General features: G+C 64.2%; 10 protein-coding genes. 6 read left to right on the top strand and 4 right to left on the bottom strand.

Translation table 11 applies throughout. The features are described 5' to 3' along the window. The first annotated feature begins 165 nt into the window (after positions 1–165). From lplT to U5A67_RS20505, 3 genes are all read left to right on the top strand, one after another. Entirely contained in the window at positions 166–1,464 is a 1,299-nt protein-coding gene (gene lplT, locus U5A67_RS20515) for a lysophospholipid transporter LplT (protein WP_321814498.1), read from the top strand. A 162-nt stretch (positions 1,465–1,626) separates the two neighbouring features. Continuing rightward, positions 1,627–4,341, top strand: a complete 2,715-nt coding sequence (gene mutS, locus U5A67_RS20510) for a DNA mismatch repair protein MutS (RefSeq protein ID WP_321814499.1) — start codon at positions 1,627–1,629, stop codon at positions 4,339–4,341. A 55-nt stretch (positions 4,342–4,396) separates the two neighbouring features. Further along, positions 4,397–5,677, top strand: a complete 1,281-nt coding sequence (locus U5A67_RS20505; protein ID WP_321814500.1) for a hypothetical protein — start codon at positions 4,397–4,399, stop codon at positions 5,675–5,677. Positions 5,678–5,777: 100 nt separating this feature from the next. Here the strand turns inward: U5A67_RS20505 and U5A67_RS20500 are convergent, their stop codons facing one another. After that, positions 5,778–6,323, bottom strand: a complete 546-nt coding sequence (locus tag U5A67_RS20500; RefSeq protein ID WP_205981798.1) for an FKBP-type peptidyl-prolyl cis-trans isomerase — start codon at positions 6,321–6,323, stop codon at positions 5,778–5,780. 32 nt (positions 6,324–6,355) lie between these two features. Here U5A67_RS20500 and U5A67_RS20495 point away from each other — a divergent pair, with 32 nt between their 5' ends. After that, the gene (locus tag U5A67_RS20495) at positions 6,356–7,591 is read left to right on the top strand and encodes a cupin domain-containing protein (protein ID WP_205981799.1); all 1,236 of its coding nucleotides are present in this window, start codon (positions 6,356–6,358) and stop codon (positions 7,589–7,591) included. 232 nt (positions 7,592–7,823) lie between these two features. After that, entirely contained in the window at positions 7,824–8,099 is a 276-nt protein-coding gene (locus tag U5A67_RS20490) for a hypothetical protein (RefSeq protein WP_103703960.1), read from the top strand. Between the two features lie 236 nt (positions 8,100–8,335). Here U5A67_RS20490 and U5A67_RS20485 read toward each other — a convergent pair whose 3' ends face one another. From U5A67_RS20485 to U5A67_RS20475, 3 genes are all read right to left on the bottom strand, one after another. Further along, positions 8,336–10,609, bottom strand: a complete 2,274-nt coding sequence (locus U5A67_RS20485; protein ID WP_321814501.1) for an ATP-dependent DNA helicase — start codon at positions 10,607–10,609, stop codon at positions 8,336–8,338. 75 nt (positions 10,610–10,684) lie between these two features. Next, positions 10,685–10,918, bottom strand: a complete 234-nt coding sequence (locus U5A67_RS20480) for a DUF465 domain-containing protein (protein WP_205981801.1) — start codon at positions 10,916–10,918, stop codon at positions 10,685–10,687. A 133-nt stretch (positions 10,919–11,051) separates the two neighbouring features. Beyond that, positions 11,052–12,176, bottom strand: a complete 1,125-nt coding sequence (locus U5A67_RS20475) for a colicin transporter (RefSeq protein ID WP_321959738.1) — start codon at positions 12,174–12,176, stop codon at positions 11,052–11,054. An 87-nt stretch (positions 12,177–12,263) separates the two neighbouring features. On the opposite strand from U5A67_RS20475, the gene U5A67_RS20470 reads away from it, so the two are divergent. Continuing rightward, positions 12,264–14,618 (top strand): Tex family protein, encoded by a 2,355-nt coding sequence (locus tag U5A67_RS20470; RefSeq protein WP_321814502.1) that lies wholly within the window; start codon positions 12,264–12,266, stop codon positions 14,616–14,618. Positions 14,619–14,721: the final 103 nt, after the last annotated feature.

Genomic DNA, 14,721 nt, shown 5'->3' with positions numbered 1-14,721 from the left:
GGCGGCGGCGCGCGGGGGAAAACTGCAGCGCCCGGCCGCCCATGTCACAATCGCCGCATCGGTGGCAGCCTGGTCGATCCGGCCAGGCCGCCCATCCCGGCGAGTCAAGCGGCTTCGGCCGCTTTTTTGTTTGGCGCGCCCGGTCCATCTTTCGATTTACCTGCGATGAAAAAAGGCTTCTACACGATCATCGCCGCGCAGTTCGTTTCGTCGCTCGCCGACAACGCACTTCTGATCGCGGCAATCGCGCTACTCACGGTGATTTCCTCGCCGGCCTGGGTCACGCCGCTGCTGCAAATCTTCTTTACCGTCTCCTACGTGCTGCTTGCGCCCTTCGTCGGCGCTTTCGCGGATGCACTGCAAAAGCGGCACGTGATGTTCGTCTCGAACGCGCTCAAGGCAACCGGCTGCCTGATGATGATCGCGGGCGTGCATCCGATGCTCGCGTATGGCGTGGTCGGCTTCGGCGCGGCGGCTTACTCGCCCGCAAAGTACGGAATCCTCACTGAATTGCTGCCCGCCGAAAAGCTGGTGGCGGCCAACGCGTGGCTGGAATCGGCGACGGTGCTTTCGACGATCGTCGGCACGATGATGGGCGGCGCGCTGGTCTCCACTTACGCCGAGCGCTTCATCACGCGTCATCCGATGCCGCTGATCCATTCGGCCGCGGATCTCGCGATGCTCGCGACGATGATCACCTACGCAATCGCCGCGCTCATCAACATCGGCGTTCCCGACACCGGCGCGCGCTATGAAAACCGTCTGAAGCAGCCGGGCCGGCTCGTCTCCGATTTCACGCACTGCTTCAACGTGCTCTGGGCCGACAAGCTCGCGCAGATCGCGCTGTGGGTCACGACCCTGATGTGGGGCGCAGCCGTCACGCTGCAATTGCTGGTGCTCAAATGGGCCGACGCCAACCTCGGTCTTTCGCTTTCGAAGGCTGCCGTGATGCAGGGCGTGACCGGTTTGGGCATTGCGCTGGGCGCGGCCGCTGCGGCCGCGTGGGTCTCGTTGCGCGCTTCGCTGCGCGTGCTGCCCGTGGGCGTGCTGTGCGGCGTCGTGGCCATGGCGATGGCGTTCTACAGCAAAGGCCTGTTTCCGCCAGGCGAAGGCGTGCGTTTCGGCAGCTTCATCATGCCCTTCTACCTGCTGTTTGCTTATCCGCTGATGGTGCTGCTCGGCACGCTCGCGGGTTTTTTCATCGTGCCGATGAACGCCCTGCTCCAGCATCGCGGCGCAACCCTGCTTTCGGCCGGCCACTCGATCGCCGTGCAGAACTTCAACCAGAACCTGGCCGTCCTGCTGATGCTCGGCGCCTACGCGCTGCTGCTGACGGCGAAGATGCCGGTGCAGTGGATCATCGTCGTGTTCGGCATGTTCGTTTCGGGGATGATCTGGCTCGCGATGCGGCGCAGTGCGGCAAACGCACGCACGATCGATATGCAGGCGCTGGTGGACGAGTAGTTCTTCGACGCCCGACAACCATCGACGCACAATCCCCGTCAATCTGGCGCGCATTCCTACGCTATCGCACAAGGATTTGCACGCCGCCTGGCCATCCGGCCAGGTTCACGCGCCCCCGCCGCGGGTTAAACTCACGCCCTGAACCTTAGCAAGACTCCGAGGATGGCTACACACACCGCCAGCGCCGGCGACATCGCGCAACACACCCCCATGATGCAGCAATACCTGCGCATCAAGGCCGACCACCCGGACACGCTCGTGTTCTACCGGATGGGCGACTTCTATGAGCTGTTCTTCGGCGACGCCGAGAAAGCCGCGCGCCTGCTCGATCTGACACTCACGCAGCGCGGCGCATCGGCCGGCAATCCGATCAAGATGGCGGGCATCCCGCACCACGCCTGCGAAGGTTATCTCGCCAAGCTGGTGAAGCTCGGCGAATCCGTGGCGATCTGCGAACAGATCGGCGACCCGGCCACCTCCAAAGGCCCGGTCGAGCGCAAGGTCGTGCGTGTGGTCACGCCCGGTACGCTCACCGACGCCGCCCTGCTCTCGGATAAAAACGACGTCTACCTAATGGCGGTCTGCCCCGGCCACAACCGGCGCGGCGTGACCGTGAACGTCGGCCTCGCGTGGCTCAATCTGGCGAGCGGCGCGCTGCGTCTGGCCGAAGTCGCGCCGGAACAGGTCGCTACCGCGTTCGAGCGCATCCGTCCCGCTGAAGTGCTGGTCGCGGACATGCCGTCGGAATCGTCGGGCTGGGCGCCGCCGGCGGGCGTGGGCGCGCTCACGCGCGTACCGTCGTGGCACTTCGACCTCGCCTCGGGCAAGCAGCGCCTGTGCGACCAGATGGACGTGGCAAGCCTCGACGGCTTCGGCGCGCAGACGCTCACGAGCGCCTGTGGCGCGGCCGGCGCGCTGCTGCTTTACGCTGCAGCCACGCAAGGCCAGCAATTGCGCCACGTGCGCAGCCTCAAGGTCGAAGCGGAATCGGAATACATCGGCCTCGATCCGGCCACGCGGCGCAACCTCGAATTGACCGAGACGCTGCGCGGCACGGAATCGCCCACGCTCTGTTCGCTGCTCGACACCTGCAGCACGACCATGGGCAGCCGTTTGCTGCGTCACTGGCTGCATCATCCGCCGCGCGACGCCGCTATCGCGCAAATGCGCCAGCAGGCGATCGGCGCGCTGCTCGACGCGCCGCCGCCCGCGAGCGTCGACTCCCTGCGTAGCGCGTTGCGCCAGATCGCCGACGTCGAACGTATTACGGGGCGTCTTGCGCTGCTGTCGGCACGTCCGCGCGACCTGTCCAGCCTGCGCGATACCTTCGCCGCACTGCCCGTCTTGCGCGAGCAGGTCGCCATGGCGGGCGGTGCATCCGCGTCGCTTGCACGCATTGTCGATGCGCTGGAGCCGCCTGCCGAATGCGCCGATCTGCTGCAGCGCGCGGTCGCGCCCGAACCCGCCGCGATGATTCGCGACGGCGGCGTCATCGCACGCGGCTACGACGCTGAACTCGACGAGTTGCGCGACATGTCGGAAAACTGCGGCCAGTTCCTGATCGACCTGGAAGCACGCGAGCGCACGCGTACCGGCATCGGCAATCTGCGGGTCGAGTACAACAAGGTGCACGGCTTCTATATCGAAGTCACGCGCGGTCAGACCGACAAGGTGCCCGACGACTATCGCCGTCGTCAGACGCTCAAGAACGCCGAGCGTTACATCACGCCCGAACTGAAGACGTTCGAGGACAAGGCGCTGTCCGCACAGGAACGTGCGCTTGCGCGCGAGAAGGGTCTGTACGACGCGTTGCTGCAGGCGCTGCTGCCCTTTATCGCCGATTGCCAGCGGGTGGCCGCCGCGCTTGCGGAACTCGATCTGCTCGCCGCGTTTGCGGAACGCGCACGCGCGCTCGACTGGAGTGCGCCGGAGTTTTCCGAAGCGCCGGGCATCGAGATCGAACAGGGGCGCCATCCGGTGGTCGAGGCGCAGGTCGAGCAGTTCATCGCCAACGACTGCGCGCTTCACGCCGACCGCAAGCTGCTGCTCATCACCGGCCCGAACATGGGCGGTAAATCGACGTTCATGCGTCAGACCGCGCTGATCGCCCTGCTCGCTTATGTGGGCAGCTACGTGCCTGCACGGCGCGCGCGTTTTGGCCCGATCGACCGCATCTTCACGCGTATCGGCGCGGCGGACGATCTCGCGGGCGGACGTTCGACCTTCATGGTCGAAATGACCGAAGCCGCGGCGATTCTCAACGATGCCACGCCGCAAAGTCTCGTGCTGATGGACGAGATCGGGCGCGGCACGTCCACCTTCGACGGCCTCGCACTGGCGTGGGCGATCGCGCGGCATCTGCTCGCGAGCAACGGTTGCCATACGCTGTTCGCCACGCACTACTTCGAGCTCACGCAACTGCCTGCGGAATTTGCGCAGGCGGCTAACGTGCATCTTTCGGCGGTCGAGCATGGGCACGGCATCGTGTTCCTGCACTCGGTCAGCGAAGGGCCGGCGAACCAGAGTTACGGTTTGCAGGTTGCGCAGCTCGCGGGCGTGCCGAACGCGGTGATCCGCGCGGCGCGCAAGCATCTCGTGCATCTGGAGCAACTGTCGGCGGGCCAGCCGACACCGCAACTCGATCTGTTCGCCGCGCCCGCTGCATCGATCGACGCGTTCGACGAGATCGACGATCCTCGCGACCACGACACGCGTAACGCGCAGCACTACGTGGAAGACGCGCCCGCCGATCCCGCAGCCGCGCTGGTTGCCGAACGTCTGCGCGCGCTCGATCCAAACGAGTTGCGCCCGCGCGAAGCGCTCGACCTCCTGTACGAACTGCATGAGCTGGCGAGCAAGCCGGACGCCAGCCGCTAAGCGTCGCCTCGCGACGCCGCCGTGGCCATCACGATATGGCCGCGGCGGTTCTGCTTTGCCTGCTCTGCAACGTGCGCTGGCCGCACTCCTTCTGCCGGGCGCGCTTGCCTTAACAGGCAACGCATACGCAGCACCCACGCAAACGCCCACCTGGCGCTACGCGTTCGCCGTCGTGGCGAACGTCGTCACCGAACCCGGCGACGAAACCACGCTGCAGCGCCTGATCGACGCGATCGGGCGCGATCCGCAGATCTCCTTTCTCGTCTACGACGGCAATATCAAAGGCCCGCGCGAATCGTGCCTCGACCGTCTCTATGAACGTCGCCACACGCTGCTCGATGCATCGCGCGCGCCGGTTGTCTTCGTGCCCGGTCAACGCGACTGGGTCACTTGCGGCAACAGCGGCGCCGGTGGCTACGATCCGGTCGAACGGCTCGATTTCCTGCGCCAGAACTTCTATGCCGATGCCAAGGCGCTCGGCGAGACGCCGCTTTCACTCACGCGCGAAAGCGAAGTCTCCCGTTTCCGGCCTTATCGCGAAAACGTGCGCTGGCAGGTGGGTGACACGGTGTTCGTCGCGCTCAATGCGCCCAGCGGCAACAATCACTATCTGAACGCGGGCGGGCGCAACGGCGAGTTCGAAGACCGCGTGATCGCCAATGGTTTCTGGCTCGAACACGCGGCGGAGTTTGCGCGTCGCCGTAACGCACGCGCCATCGTCATCTTTATGCAGGCCGACGTATTCCCCGAGCGCGAAGAACGCAACGACCGCTTCGCCTGGCTGCGCTTTCACCGCGCGCCGCGCGACGGCTACGCGGAACTGCGCCGCAGCCTGCTCAAGCTCGCCGATAACTTCCGCGGCCCGATCGTCATCGTGAATCCCGACGAAGCCCGGCTGCCGCGCGGCTTCACCATCGAGCAGCCGTTGCGCAACGAAAAGGGAATCAGGATTGCTAACGTAACGCGCGTAGCGTTTTCGCTGCGTGATCCGCTTACGCAGTGGCTGCAGATCGACGCGGACATGGCACGTAATACGCCGCTACGCGTCAGCGTTCACGACGTACCGAAGCATCTGCCCTTGCTGCCCACGCAGCCGCAACCGATCGTGCCCGACATGCCCGAGATTTCGTCGATGCCCGATGTCACGGAAATTCCGGGCATGCAGCAGGCGCCCGATCTCAACGCAGCGAGTTCGGCCAGCGGCAGTAGCGTGAGTGAAACGGGGACGTTTGGCGCGCCGCCGGCATCGAGCGCATCGCAAACGGTTGCGCCGCCAAGACCGCTGATGCCGCCGCCGTGGATTCAGCAGCAGACGCCCGCCGCGCCTTCGAACTGATCGCCGCAGAACAGCGGGGCGACAAAGAAAGCGGATTGAAATCCAATCTGAAACGAAATGCGCCGGCATAGGAGCCGGCGCATGGAACTACGGGTGTTGCTTAGTGCAGGGTAGGCTTCGAATCGGCTTCGTCGCCGTCTTCGTCTTCATCTTCGTCGACGACTTCGAGGCCATCCGCGCCGTGCGCGTGCTCATGTTCGATTTCGTCTTCGGTCGCCTGACGCACTTCCTTGACCGACAGCGAGAAACGCAGCGCCATGCCGGCGAGCGGGTGATTGCCGTCGAGCACGACCTTGTCTTCTGCGACGTCGGTGACCGTGTAGATGAGCGCGTCGAGGTCTTCGTCGCCCTCTTCCGGCGTGCCTTCGAACTGCATGCCGACTTCGAGCGGTTCCGGGAAGCGGCCACGCGGCTCGATCTTCACCAGCTCCGGGTCGTACTCGCCGAATGCATCCTGCGGCTCAAGCTGGATCTGGGTCTCGAAGCCCGGCTCCTTGCCGTCCAGCACTTCCTCGATCTTGGGGAACGTGCCATCATAGCCGCCGTGCAGATAGACCATCGGCTCGTCGCTTTCCTCAATCAGATTGCCCTGCGCATCCGATAGCTTGTAAGCGACCGACACGACGGTGTCCTTTGCGATTTTCATTCGATTCTCCAGATTACAGACCTCATTATACGATGCCCAAGCGGTCCCCTGAGCACCCGGAGGACGCCCGCAAGCAGCGCGCCTCCCCTTCCCTGGCATGTCCTGCGCCCGATACGCCCACGCCGCTGCTGGGTGGCCTGAGTCCCGCGCAGTTCATGAAGAAATACTGGCAGAAAAAGCCATTGTTGATCCGCCAGGCGATACCCGGCATCGAAGCGCCGCTCACGCGCGACGAACTGTTCGAGCTGGCCGACAGCGAAGATGTGGAATCGCGCCTCATCACGCATTTCCGCAAGCGCTGGGCGCTCGAACACGGCCCGTTTGCCGCCGATGAACTGCCCACACCCAAAACGCGCCAGTGGACCCTGCTCGTGCAGGGCGCCGATCTGCACAACGATCGCGCCCGCGCACTGCTCGAACGCTTCCGTTTTGCGCCCGACGCGCGCCTGGACGATCTGATGATCTCCTACGCGAGTGATGGCGGCGGCGTCGGTCCGCATTTCGACTCCTACGACGTGTTTCTCCTGCAGGTGCATGGCACGCGCCGCTGGCGCATCGGCGCGCAGCGCGATCTGTCCTTGCAGGAAGGTATGCCGCTCAAGATTCTTGCGAATTTCGAGCCGGAAGAAGAATGGGTGCTGGAGCCGGGCGACATGTTGTATCTGCCGCCCCACATCGCACACGACGGCGTGGCCGAAGGCGAGTGCATGACGTGCTCGATCGGCTTTCGTTCACCTTCCACCGACGAACTCACGAGCCAGTTCCTCTATTGGCTCGCCGAACGCGGCACGGAGAGTGCGGAAACGGGCAAGCGCGAGCTTTATCAGGACCCCGATCAGCCCGCTGTCGAGCATCCTGCACAACTGCCCCCGGCACTTGTGGAGCGCGTCTCGTCAGTGCTTGCTAAAGTGCGCTGGGACGACGCCGATGTGTCGTCGTTCGTGGGCTCCTGGCTTTCAGAACCGAAATCCAATGTGGTGTTCGACGCCCCCGAAAAGCCCCTCGACGAGGCCCGTTTTGTTGCGCGCGCCGCGAAAAACGGGATAAGACTCGACCGCAGGACAATCCTGCTTTACGATGCGCGGTCGTATTACCTGAACGGGGAACAGTACTTGCTCAAAGAGGCAAGGAAGTGGTTGCCGGAACTAGCCGATAACCGCTTGCTGGATGGGAAACGCTTTGTAACACTCTCACACGATTCGAGTGTGACAGTGTTGCTACACGAGTGGTATTGTGCGGGCTGGTTACAGCTAGGGGTGCTTGCGTAAGCGCTTCGGGCTGTTATACCGTACTAATATAGTGCTTGTATGAGAAAGACAACGTATTGTCCCCGGATTTGTCGACGGTCGATACGAAAGTGCCTATAATTTCCGCCCAGGCCGTAGGGAAGATTCACGCTCTTGCAGTGCATCTCCACCAGCGGCTCAAGGTCGGTGTTGGGGCACATTACCGGTATTATTTTGCGCTGTTGCTTACCTTTAACCATAAAAGGACGTGATCATGAAGAAATCCCTCCTCGTAGCATCCCTGCTGGCAGCTGTTGCACTGGCTGCATGCAACAAGAGCAGCGACCAAGCTGCTGCGCCGGCTAGCGATGCGACCGCTGCTTCGGCACCGGCTGCTGCCGCTTCGGATTCCGCAGCTGCTGCATCGGGCGCTGCTGCTGCTGCGAGCGACGCTGCTGCTTCGGCTACGGCTGCTGCTTCGGACGCAGGCGCTGCTGCTTCGGACGCTGCTGCTTCGGCTGCTGCTCCGGCATCGGGCGCAAGCCAGTAAGCTGCATTCGCCCGTTGCCCGCGAAGCTTCGGCTTCAGCGGGTATCGAAGCGAACTGTCGTGCAGCCTGACGTCATCGTCAGGCGTGCGACAGGCAAACGAAAAAGCCACGAACGCGAGTTCGTGGCTTTTTTGTATTTGCGCGCTTTAAATGCGGATTCGGTGTTGCTTCGATAAGACGAGGATGAATTTCATGCTCCACGCATGTAACTCACCTCGCTTAACTGAAAGCGCATATTACGCGCCTTCCTGAGCCTCTTCTTCGCCCGAGAAAAACGCCTGCACAACTTCGATCTCGCGCGTGCGTTTAAATGGCGGCAAACTCTGCCAGATCCGTCGGCCATAAGGCTTATCGACAAGACGCGTATCGCAGATCATCAGCACGCCTCGATCGGTTTCCGCGCGAATCAGGCGCCCTGCCCCCTGCTTGAGCGTGATGACTGCCTGTGGCAGTTGATGGACCGCGAACGGGCTCAAGCCCTTCTTCGTCAGCGCATCGAGACGCGCGGCCAGCACAGGGTCATCGGGCGGCGCAAACGGCAGCTTGTCGATGACGACGAGCGACAGCGCATCGCCACGCACGTCCACGCCTTCCCAGAAGCTCTGGCTGCCCACCAGAATGGCATTGCCATAGGCGCGGAAGCGCTCGAGCAACTCGGTGCGGCTCGCATCGCCCTGCACGAGTAGCGGCGTGTTCCAGCCACGTGCTTCGATCGTATCGCGCAGACGATCGGCGATCTTGTTGACCGCGCGCAAGGTCGTGCACAACATAAAGACGCCGCCGCCCGAAGCCTCGATGGCGGGCAACGCTGCATCGAACACGGCATCGGTGAATTGCGGCGACGACGGCTGCGGCATATTGCGCGGCACGTACAGCAAGCCCTGCTGCGGATAGTCGAACGGGCTGGGCAAGGTCATCGAACGGCGCGAACTCAAACCCATCTGCGCCGCATAGTGCGTGAAGTCGCCGCGCACCGAAAGCGTCGCCGAGGTGAAGACCCACGTGCGCGGCACACCCGCGCGTTGCTTCGCGAAAATCGGCGCAACGGACAGCGGCGTTTCGTGCAACTGGACTGTGTGCGAGAACACTTCGACCCAACGGACTTTTTCGTCGTCGCCGTGTTCCTGCGCGGCTTCGCCCGGCTTTTCTCCGGCCTTCTCGCGCTTGTTGTCGGCCGCCACGACTTCGGCTGATCCGCCTGCCGTCCAGCCGCCGAGCACGCCTTGCAGTTCGCGCGCGCGACGCAGACAGACGCCGAGCGATTCCGCGCGCTCCGCCTGGCCAGCGAGCGCATTGGCCAGCGTGCCAAGCTCGGTCTGCAAGGCGTCGAGCGAATCGAATAGCGGATGATCTTCGGGGAGCTGCGTGATCGACACGCGCAGCGAATCTTCCTTGAACGCGAGGCGCACATCGCGCGCCGCCCGTTCGAGCCCTGCGCCGAGCTTGACCCACTCCACGGCATCGCGCGCGTGGCTCAGACCTTCGGCGACGCAATCGCGCGCGAGTTCGAGGAACTGGGACGTCGACAGCGTCTCGCCGAAGAACAGCGTCGCCGTCTCGGGCAACTGGTGCGCTTCGTCGAAGATGATGGTGTTGGCGCTCGGCAGCAGTTCGGCCATGCCGGTATCGCGCAGCATGATGTCCGCGAAGAACAGATGGTGATTCACCACCACGATGTCGGCCTGCTGCGCCTCGCGGCGCGCCTGCATCACGAAGCAGTCCTTGTAATTCGGACACTCCTGCCCAAGGCAGTTATCGCGCGTCGATGTAACCATCGACCACACAGCCGCCGTTTCCGGCACGCTCGCGAGCTCCGCCTTGTCGCCCGAACGCGTGATCTTCGCGAAGCGGATGATCTCCTGCAGATACGAGGTTTCCTGTCGCGACGGCAGGCGGCCGTTATCGGCCGTGCGCTGCAGGTAGTAGTGGCACAGATAGTTCGAGCGGCCCTTGAGCATCGCGACACTGACGGGCACGGCGAGCGCGTCGCGCACCGTCGGAATATCGCGGGCGAACAGCTGGTCCTGCAGGTGCTTGGTGCCCGTCGAAACGATCACCTTGCCGCCCCAGAGCATGGCCGGCACGAGATAGGCGTAGGTCTTGCCCGTGCCGGTCCCGGCTTCGACGATCAGCGTGTTGTCGCCGGATTCGGGGGCGGCATTGGCGAGATTCGCGGCTTCGTCGCCAGCCGATGCGGCGATGGGCGCACCACGTTCCAGACGGCGCGCCGGACGCGACTGCGTCTCGAACATCGCCGGTTCGGGCAGCGCCTTGGCGGCGGCTTCCATGGCGGCGGCGACGGCACGCGCCATCTCGATCTGCGCGGCACGCGGACGATAGCCGTCGATCTCGCGCGCCAGCAGTCCATCGGCGGCGAACAGTTCTTCGAGCTCGGCGACACGGCGCGGGCTCAGTGCGGGCGGCGACGCCGTTTGCGCGGCGCGCGCGTCGCCGTTCCGCGCGCTGTCGTCGCGCGCAGAACCGGATCGGGAAACGGTCGTTGAGTTCAAGGCAAGCGGTTCCTGCTCGGATCTCGGGGCGCGGCCCGACTGCTGCCGCGCCCCGGCGCCTGCCGGGACCCGGAATCAGGCGTGGCCGTTCGAGGTCTTCGGTAAATCGGGGTCCAGCTGCAATTGCAGCAGGAGTATGTTGTCTTTCAGCTTGAGCTTGCGCCTTTTCAGCTTCTGCAGTTCGAGATCGTCGAAGTCCGACGTCTCGCACATCCGCTCGATCGTACGGTTGAGATCACCGTGCTCCGATTCCAGTTGCAGAATACGGTCACGAAGGACCTCGCTCTTGACTTCACGTTGCTCGCGCATGCTCGCCTCCTCGTCATGATCGGCGTGCACCTTGCGAAAGGGTCGCACGCCTGAGGTTGCTGTCTGGCTGAAAAAGCGTGATGTTGCCGGGTAAGCCTGGTAACGCCCGGCATGGCCTGGGCGTTGCCGGGTATTACTGGTTCTGCTGCTTTTGCTGCTTCAGCAGATCCTGCTGTTGCTTGAGCTGCTGTTCCTGCTGCTGCTGTTCCTGCTGCTGCTTTTGCTGCGCCTTCTCGGCCGCCTGCTTCTGACGTTCCTGCACGTCAGCCGCGTGCTTTGCCGCGTCCTGCTGCTTCTGCTCGAAACGCTCCGCCTTCTGGTCGCGCTCCTGAGCCTTCTGCTGGCCTTCGCGGCGTGCCTGGTCCAGTTGCTGCTGGTAATTCGACTGCTTGCGGTCGTAGGCGGCCTGATTGGCGTCGCGCTGCGACTGTGCCTGCGCACCTGCACGCTGCGCCTGATCGAGCGCGTGCTGACGCTGCTTGTTCTCAAACGCCTGCGTATTGGCGGCACGCTGCGGCGCTTCTGCCTGACGCTGCGCCTGATCGAGCTCATGCTGGCGCTGCTTGTCCTCGAACGACTGCGCGCTCTTCGCCTCGTTGGCGGCGCGCTGCGGCGCGTCGGCCTGATCGCGGGCGCGCTGCAGAGCGGCCTGTTCGTCGCGGCGGCGCGCGTTATCGGCGCGCTGCTCTTCGTCGAGTGCCAACTGCTCGCGGCGAATGTCGGCCTGCACCACGCGCATCTTGTCGCGCGCCTTGCCCAGACAGTGATTCACGAAAAACGTGTCGTAGCAGTTGTGCTGCGCCACGCCATATTCATAGTTGTTTTCCGCCGTACGCCGGTCCAGCACCTTCTGGCGCGCACCGAAATCGTTCGGCGCACCGCTCGTGTCCTGCGCGCCGGAAGCCGCCAACGGCACGGCTGCGCTGGACGCCGGGCGCACGCCTTGCGCGCCCTTGCCCGCGGCATCGACACCGGACACCACCCCGGAAGCCGCTTCCTGCGCGAGGGCCGGAACACTCGCCGATGCCAGCAAGGCTACGGCACACGCCGCCGCACGGGCGGTGGTCCGCCATGCCGCGACTTCGCGCGCAATGGACCGGACGGAAAGGGAATCGGGTATCAAGCCAGGCATCAAGCGGGATGGGTTCAACGTCTTCTGAGGGCAGCGGAACATGCCGCAAATTCTAACATCCCCCGAGTTGAGCGCCCCGCCATTTATGGCAAAATGCCCCGCTCTACTGGCCGGCGGGCCTCCCATCGCGGACCTGTCCCGCCGGTTGCCGTGCCGGTTGCCGGATAGCCAATCCGGACCGCAAACCGATCCTCGCAGGAATATCCAGACCCTATGACGGAAACCGTAGCACTCAAGATCGTCCAGCGTATCGCCAGCGAGCTGACCGTTCAGCCGCGTCAGGTGGCGGCCGCCGTCCAGCTTCTCGACGAAGGAGCGACCGTTCCGTTCATCGCCCGTTACCGCAAGGAAGTCACGGGCAATCTCGACGATACGCAGCTGCGCACGCTCGAAGAACGCCTGATCTATCTGCGCGAGCTCGAAGAGCGCCGCGCCGCGATCCTCGCGAGCATCGAAGAGCAAGGCAAGCTCACCGACGAGCTGCGCACCGCCATCGCAGCCGCCGACAGCAAGCAGGTCCTCGAAGACCTCTATCTGCCCTACAAGCCCAAGCGCCGCACGCGTGCGCAGATCGCCCGCGAAGCCGGCCTGCAGCCGCTCGCCGACGCGCTGCTCGCCAACCCGCTGCTCGATCCGCAAACCGAAGCCGCGCAGTACGTCGACGCCGAAAAGGGCGTCGCTGACGTGAAGGCCGCGCTCGACGGCGCGCGCGACATTCTCTCGGAACAGTTCGGCGAAACCGCCGAACTGCTCGGCAAGCTGCGCGACTGGCTGCACAACCAGGGCGTGGTGATGTCGAGCGTGGTCGAAGGCAAGGAAAACGAGGAAGGCGAGAAGTTCCGCGACTACTACGACTACTCGGAAACCATCAAGACCGTGCCGTCACACCGCGCACTCGCCCTGTTCCGGGGCCGCAACGCGGGCGTGCTGATGGTCAAGCTGGGACTCGGCGGCGAGCAGGATACGCAGACGCCGCATCCGGGCGAAGCGCATATCGCGCGTCACTTCGGCATCGCCAATCAGGGCCGTCCGGGCGACAAGTGGCTTTCCGATGTGTGCCGCTGGTGCTGGCGCGTCAAGGTGCAGCCGCATCTCGAAAACGAACTGCTGACGAACCTGCGCGAGCAGGCCGAAAACGAGGCGATCCGCGTATTCGCGCGCAACCTCAAGGATCTGCTGCTGGCCGCACCGGCCGGCCCGAAGGCCGTGATCGGCCTCGATCCGGGCCTGCGCACGGGCGTGAAGGTGGCCGTGGTCGATCGCACCGGCAAGGTGCTCGCCACCGACACGATCTACCCGCACGAGCCGCGCCGCGACTGGGACGGCTCGCTCGCGAAGCTCGCGCGCATCGCCGCGCAGACGCAGGCGGAACTGATCAGTATCGGCAACGGTACGGCTTCGCGTGAAACCGACAAGCTGGCAAGCGAACTGATTTCGAAGCATCCGGAACTGAAGCTGCAGAAGATCGTGGTGTCCGAGGCGGGCGCGTCGGTTTATTCGGCATCCGAACTGGCGGCGAAGGAATTCCCGGACATGGATGTCTCGCTGCGCGGCGCCGTGTCGATTGCACGCCGTCTGCAAGACCCGCTCGCCGAACTCGTGAAAATCGAGCCGAAGGCGATTGGCGTCGGCCAGTATCAGCACGATGTGAACCAGCGCGAACTGGCCCGCTCGCTCGACGCGACCGTCGAGGATTGCGTGAACGCGGTGGGCGTGGATGCGAACACGGCGTCGGTGGCGCTGCTGGCGCGCGTGTCGGGTCTGAACTCGACGCTCGCGCGCAATATCGTCGATTATCGCGATGCGAACGGTCCGTTCCCTTCGCGCGAACACCTGAAGAAGGTGCCGCGTCTGGGCGACAAGACCTTCGAACAGGCCGCCGGCTTCCTGCGCATCAACAGCGGCGACAACCCGCTCGATCGCTCGTCGGTTCACCCGGAAGCGTACCCGGTCGTCGAGCGCATGCTTGCGAAAATCAAGCGCTCGATTGGCGATGTGCTCGGCAATCGCGAGGCGCTTTCGGGACTCTCGCCGACCGAATTCGTCGATGATCGCTTCGGTCTGCCGACCGTGCGCGACATTCTCTCCGAACTCGAAAAGCCGGGCCGCGACCCGCGCCCCGAGTTCAAGACCGCCACCTTCCGCGATGGCGTCGAGAAGGTCTCGGATCTGGTGCCGGGCATGGTGCTCGAAGGCGTCGTGACCAACGTGGCCGCGTTCGGTGCGTTTATCGACGTGGGCGTGCACCAGGACGGTCTGGTGCACGTTTCGGCGCTGTCGACGAAGTTCATCAAGGACCCGCACGAAGTCGTGAAGGCCGGTCAGGTCGTGAAGGTGAAGGTGCTCGACGTCGATGTGAAGCGTCAACGTATCGCCCTCACCATGCGTATGGACGACGATCCTGCAAGCGCTGCGCAACGTAGCGGCGGCGGCGCGGGTGCCGGCGGCAATCGCGACCGGAATGAGCGCGGCGATCGCGGCGGTAACGGCAATCGTGGTGGCCAGCGTTCGCGCGATGCGGAACCGGCTGGCGCGATGGCGGCGGCGTTTGCGAAGTTGAAGCGGTAAGCGTCCTGCAATGCACGTGAGCCTTCGGGCTCACGCTGCTCACCTTGCACACGCAACAAAAAAAGGCGCCTTCACGGCGCCTTTTCTACATCTGGCTCCGGCC

The sequence above is a fragment of the Paraburkholderia sp. J69-1 genome, from assembly GCF_905220255.1.
In the GTDB taxonomy this organism is placed as follows: domain Bacteria; phylum Pseudomonadota; class Gammaproteobacteria; order Burkholderiales; family Burkholderiaceae; genus Paraburkholderia.
The sequence above is the reverse complement of the archived record's forward strand: the minus strand, read 5'-3'. Positions and strand labels throughout refer to the sequence as shown.

What these genes read in the sequence shown, in the direction of transcription:
- U5A67_RS20490 (WP_103703960.1), top strand. Translation starts at nt 7,824, where the DNA reads ATGAAGAAATCCCTCCTCGTAGCATCCCTGCTGGCAGCTGTTGCACTG.
- U5A67_RS20495 (WP_205981799.1), top strand. Translation starts at nt 6,356, where the DNA reads ATGCCCAAGCGGTCCCCTGAGCACCCGGAGGACGCCCGCAAGCAGCGC.
- lplT (WP_321814498.1), top strand. Translation starts at nt 166, where the DNA reads ATGAAAAAAGGCTTCTACACGATCATCGCCGCGCAGTTCGTTTCGTCG.
- U5A67_RS20470 (WP_321814502.1), top strand. Translation starts at nt 12,264, where the DNA reads ATGACGGAAACCGTAGCACTCAAGATCGTCCAGCGTATCGCCAGCGAG.
- U5A67_RS20480 (WP_205981801.1), bottom strand. Translation starts at nt 10,918, where the DNA reads ATGCGCGAGCAACGTGAAGTCAAGAGCGAGGTCCTTCGTGACCGTATT.
- U5A67_RS20475 (WP_321959738.1), bottom strand. Translation starts at nt 12,176, where the DNA reads ATGGGAGGCCCGCCGGCCAGTAGAGCGGGGCATTTTGCCATAAATGGC.
- mutS (WP_321814499.1), top strand. Translation starts at nt 1,627, where the DNA reads ATGGCTACACACACCGCCAGCGCCGGCGACATCGCGCAACACACCCCC.
- U5A67_RS20500 (WP_205981798.1), bottom strand. Translation starts at nt 6,323, where the DNA reads ATGAAAATCGCAAAGGACACCGTCGTGTCGGTCGCTTACAAGCTATCG.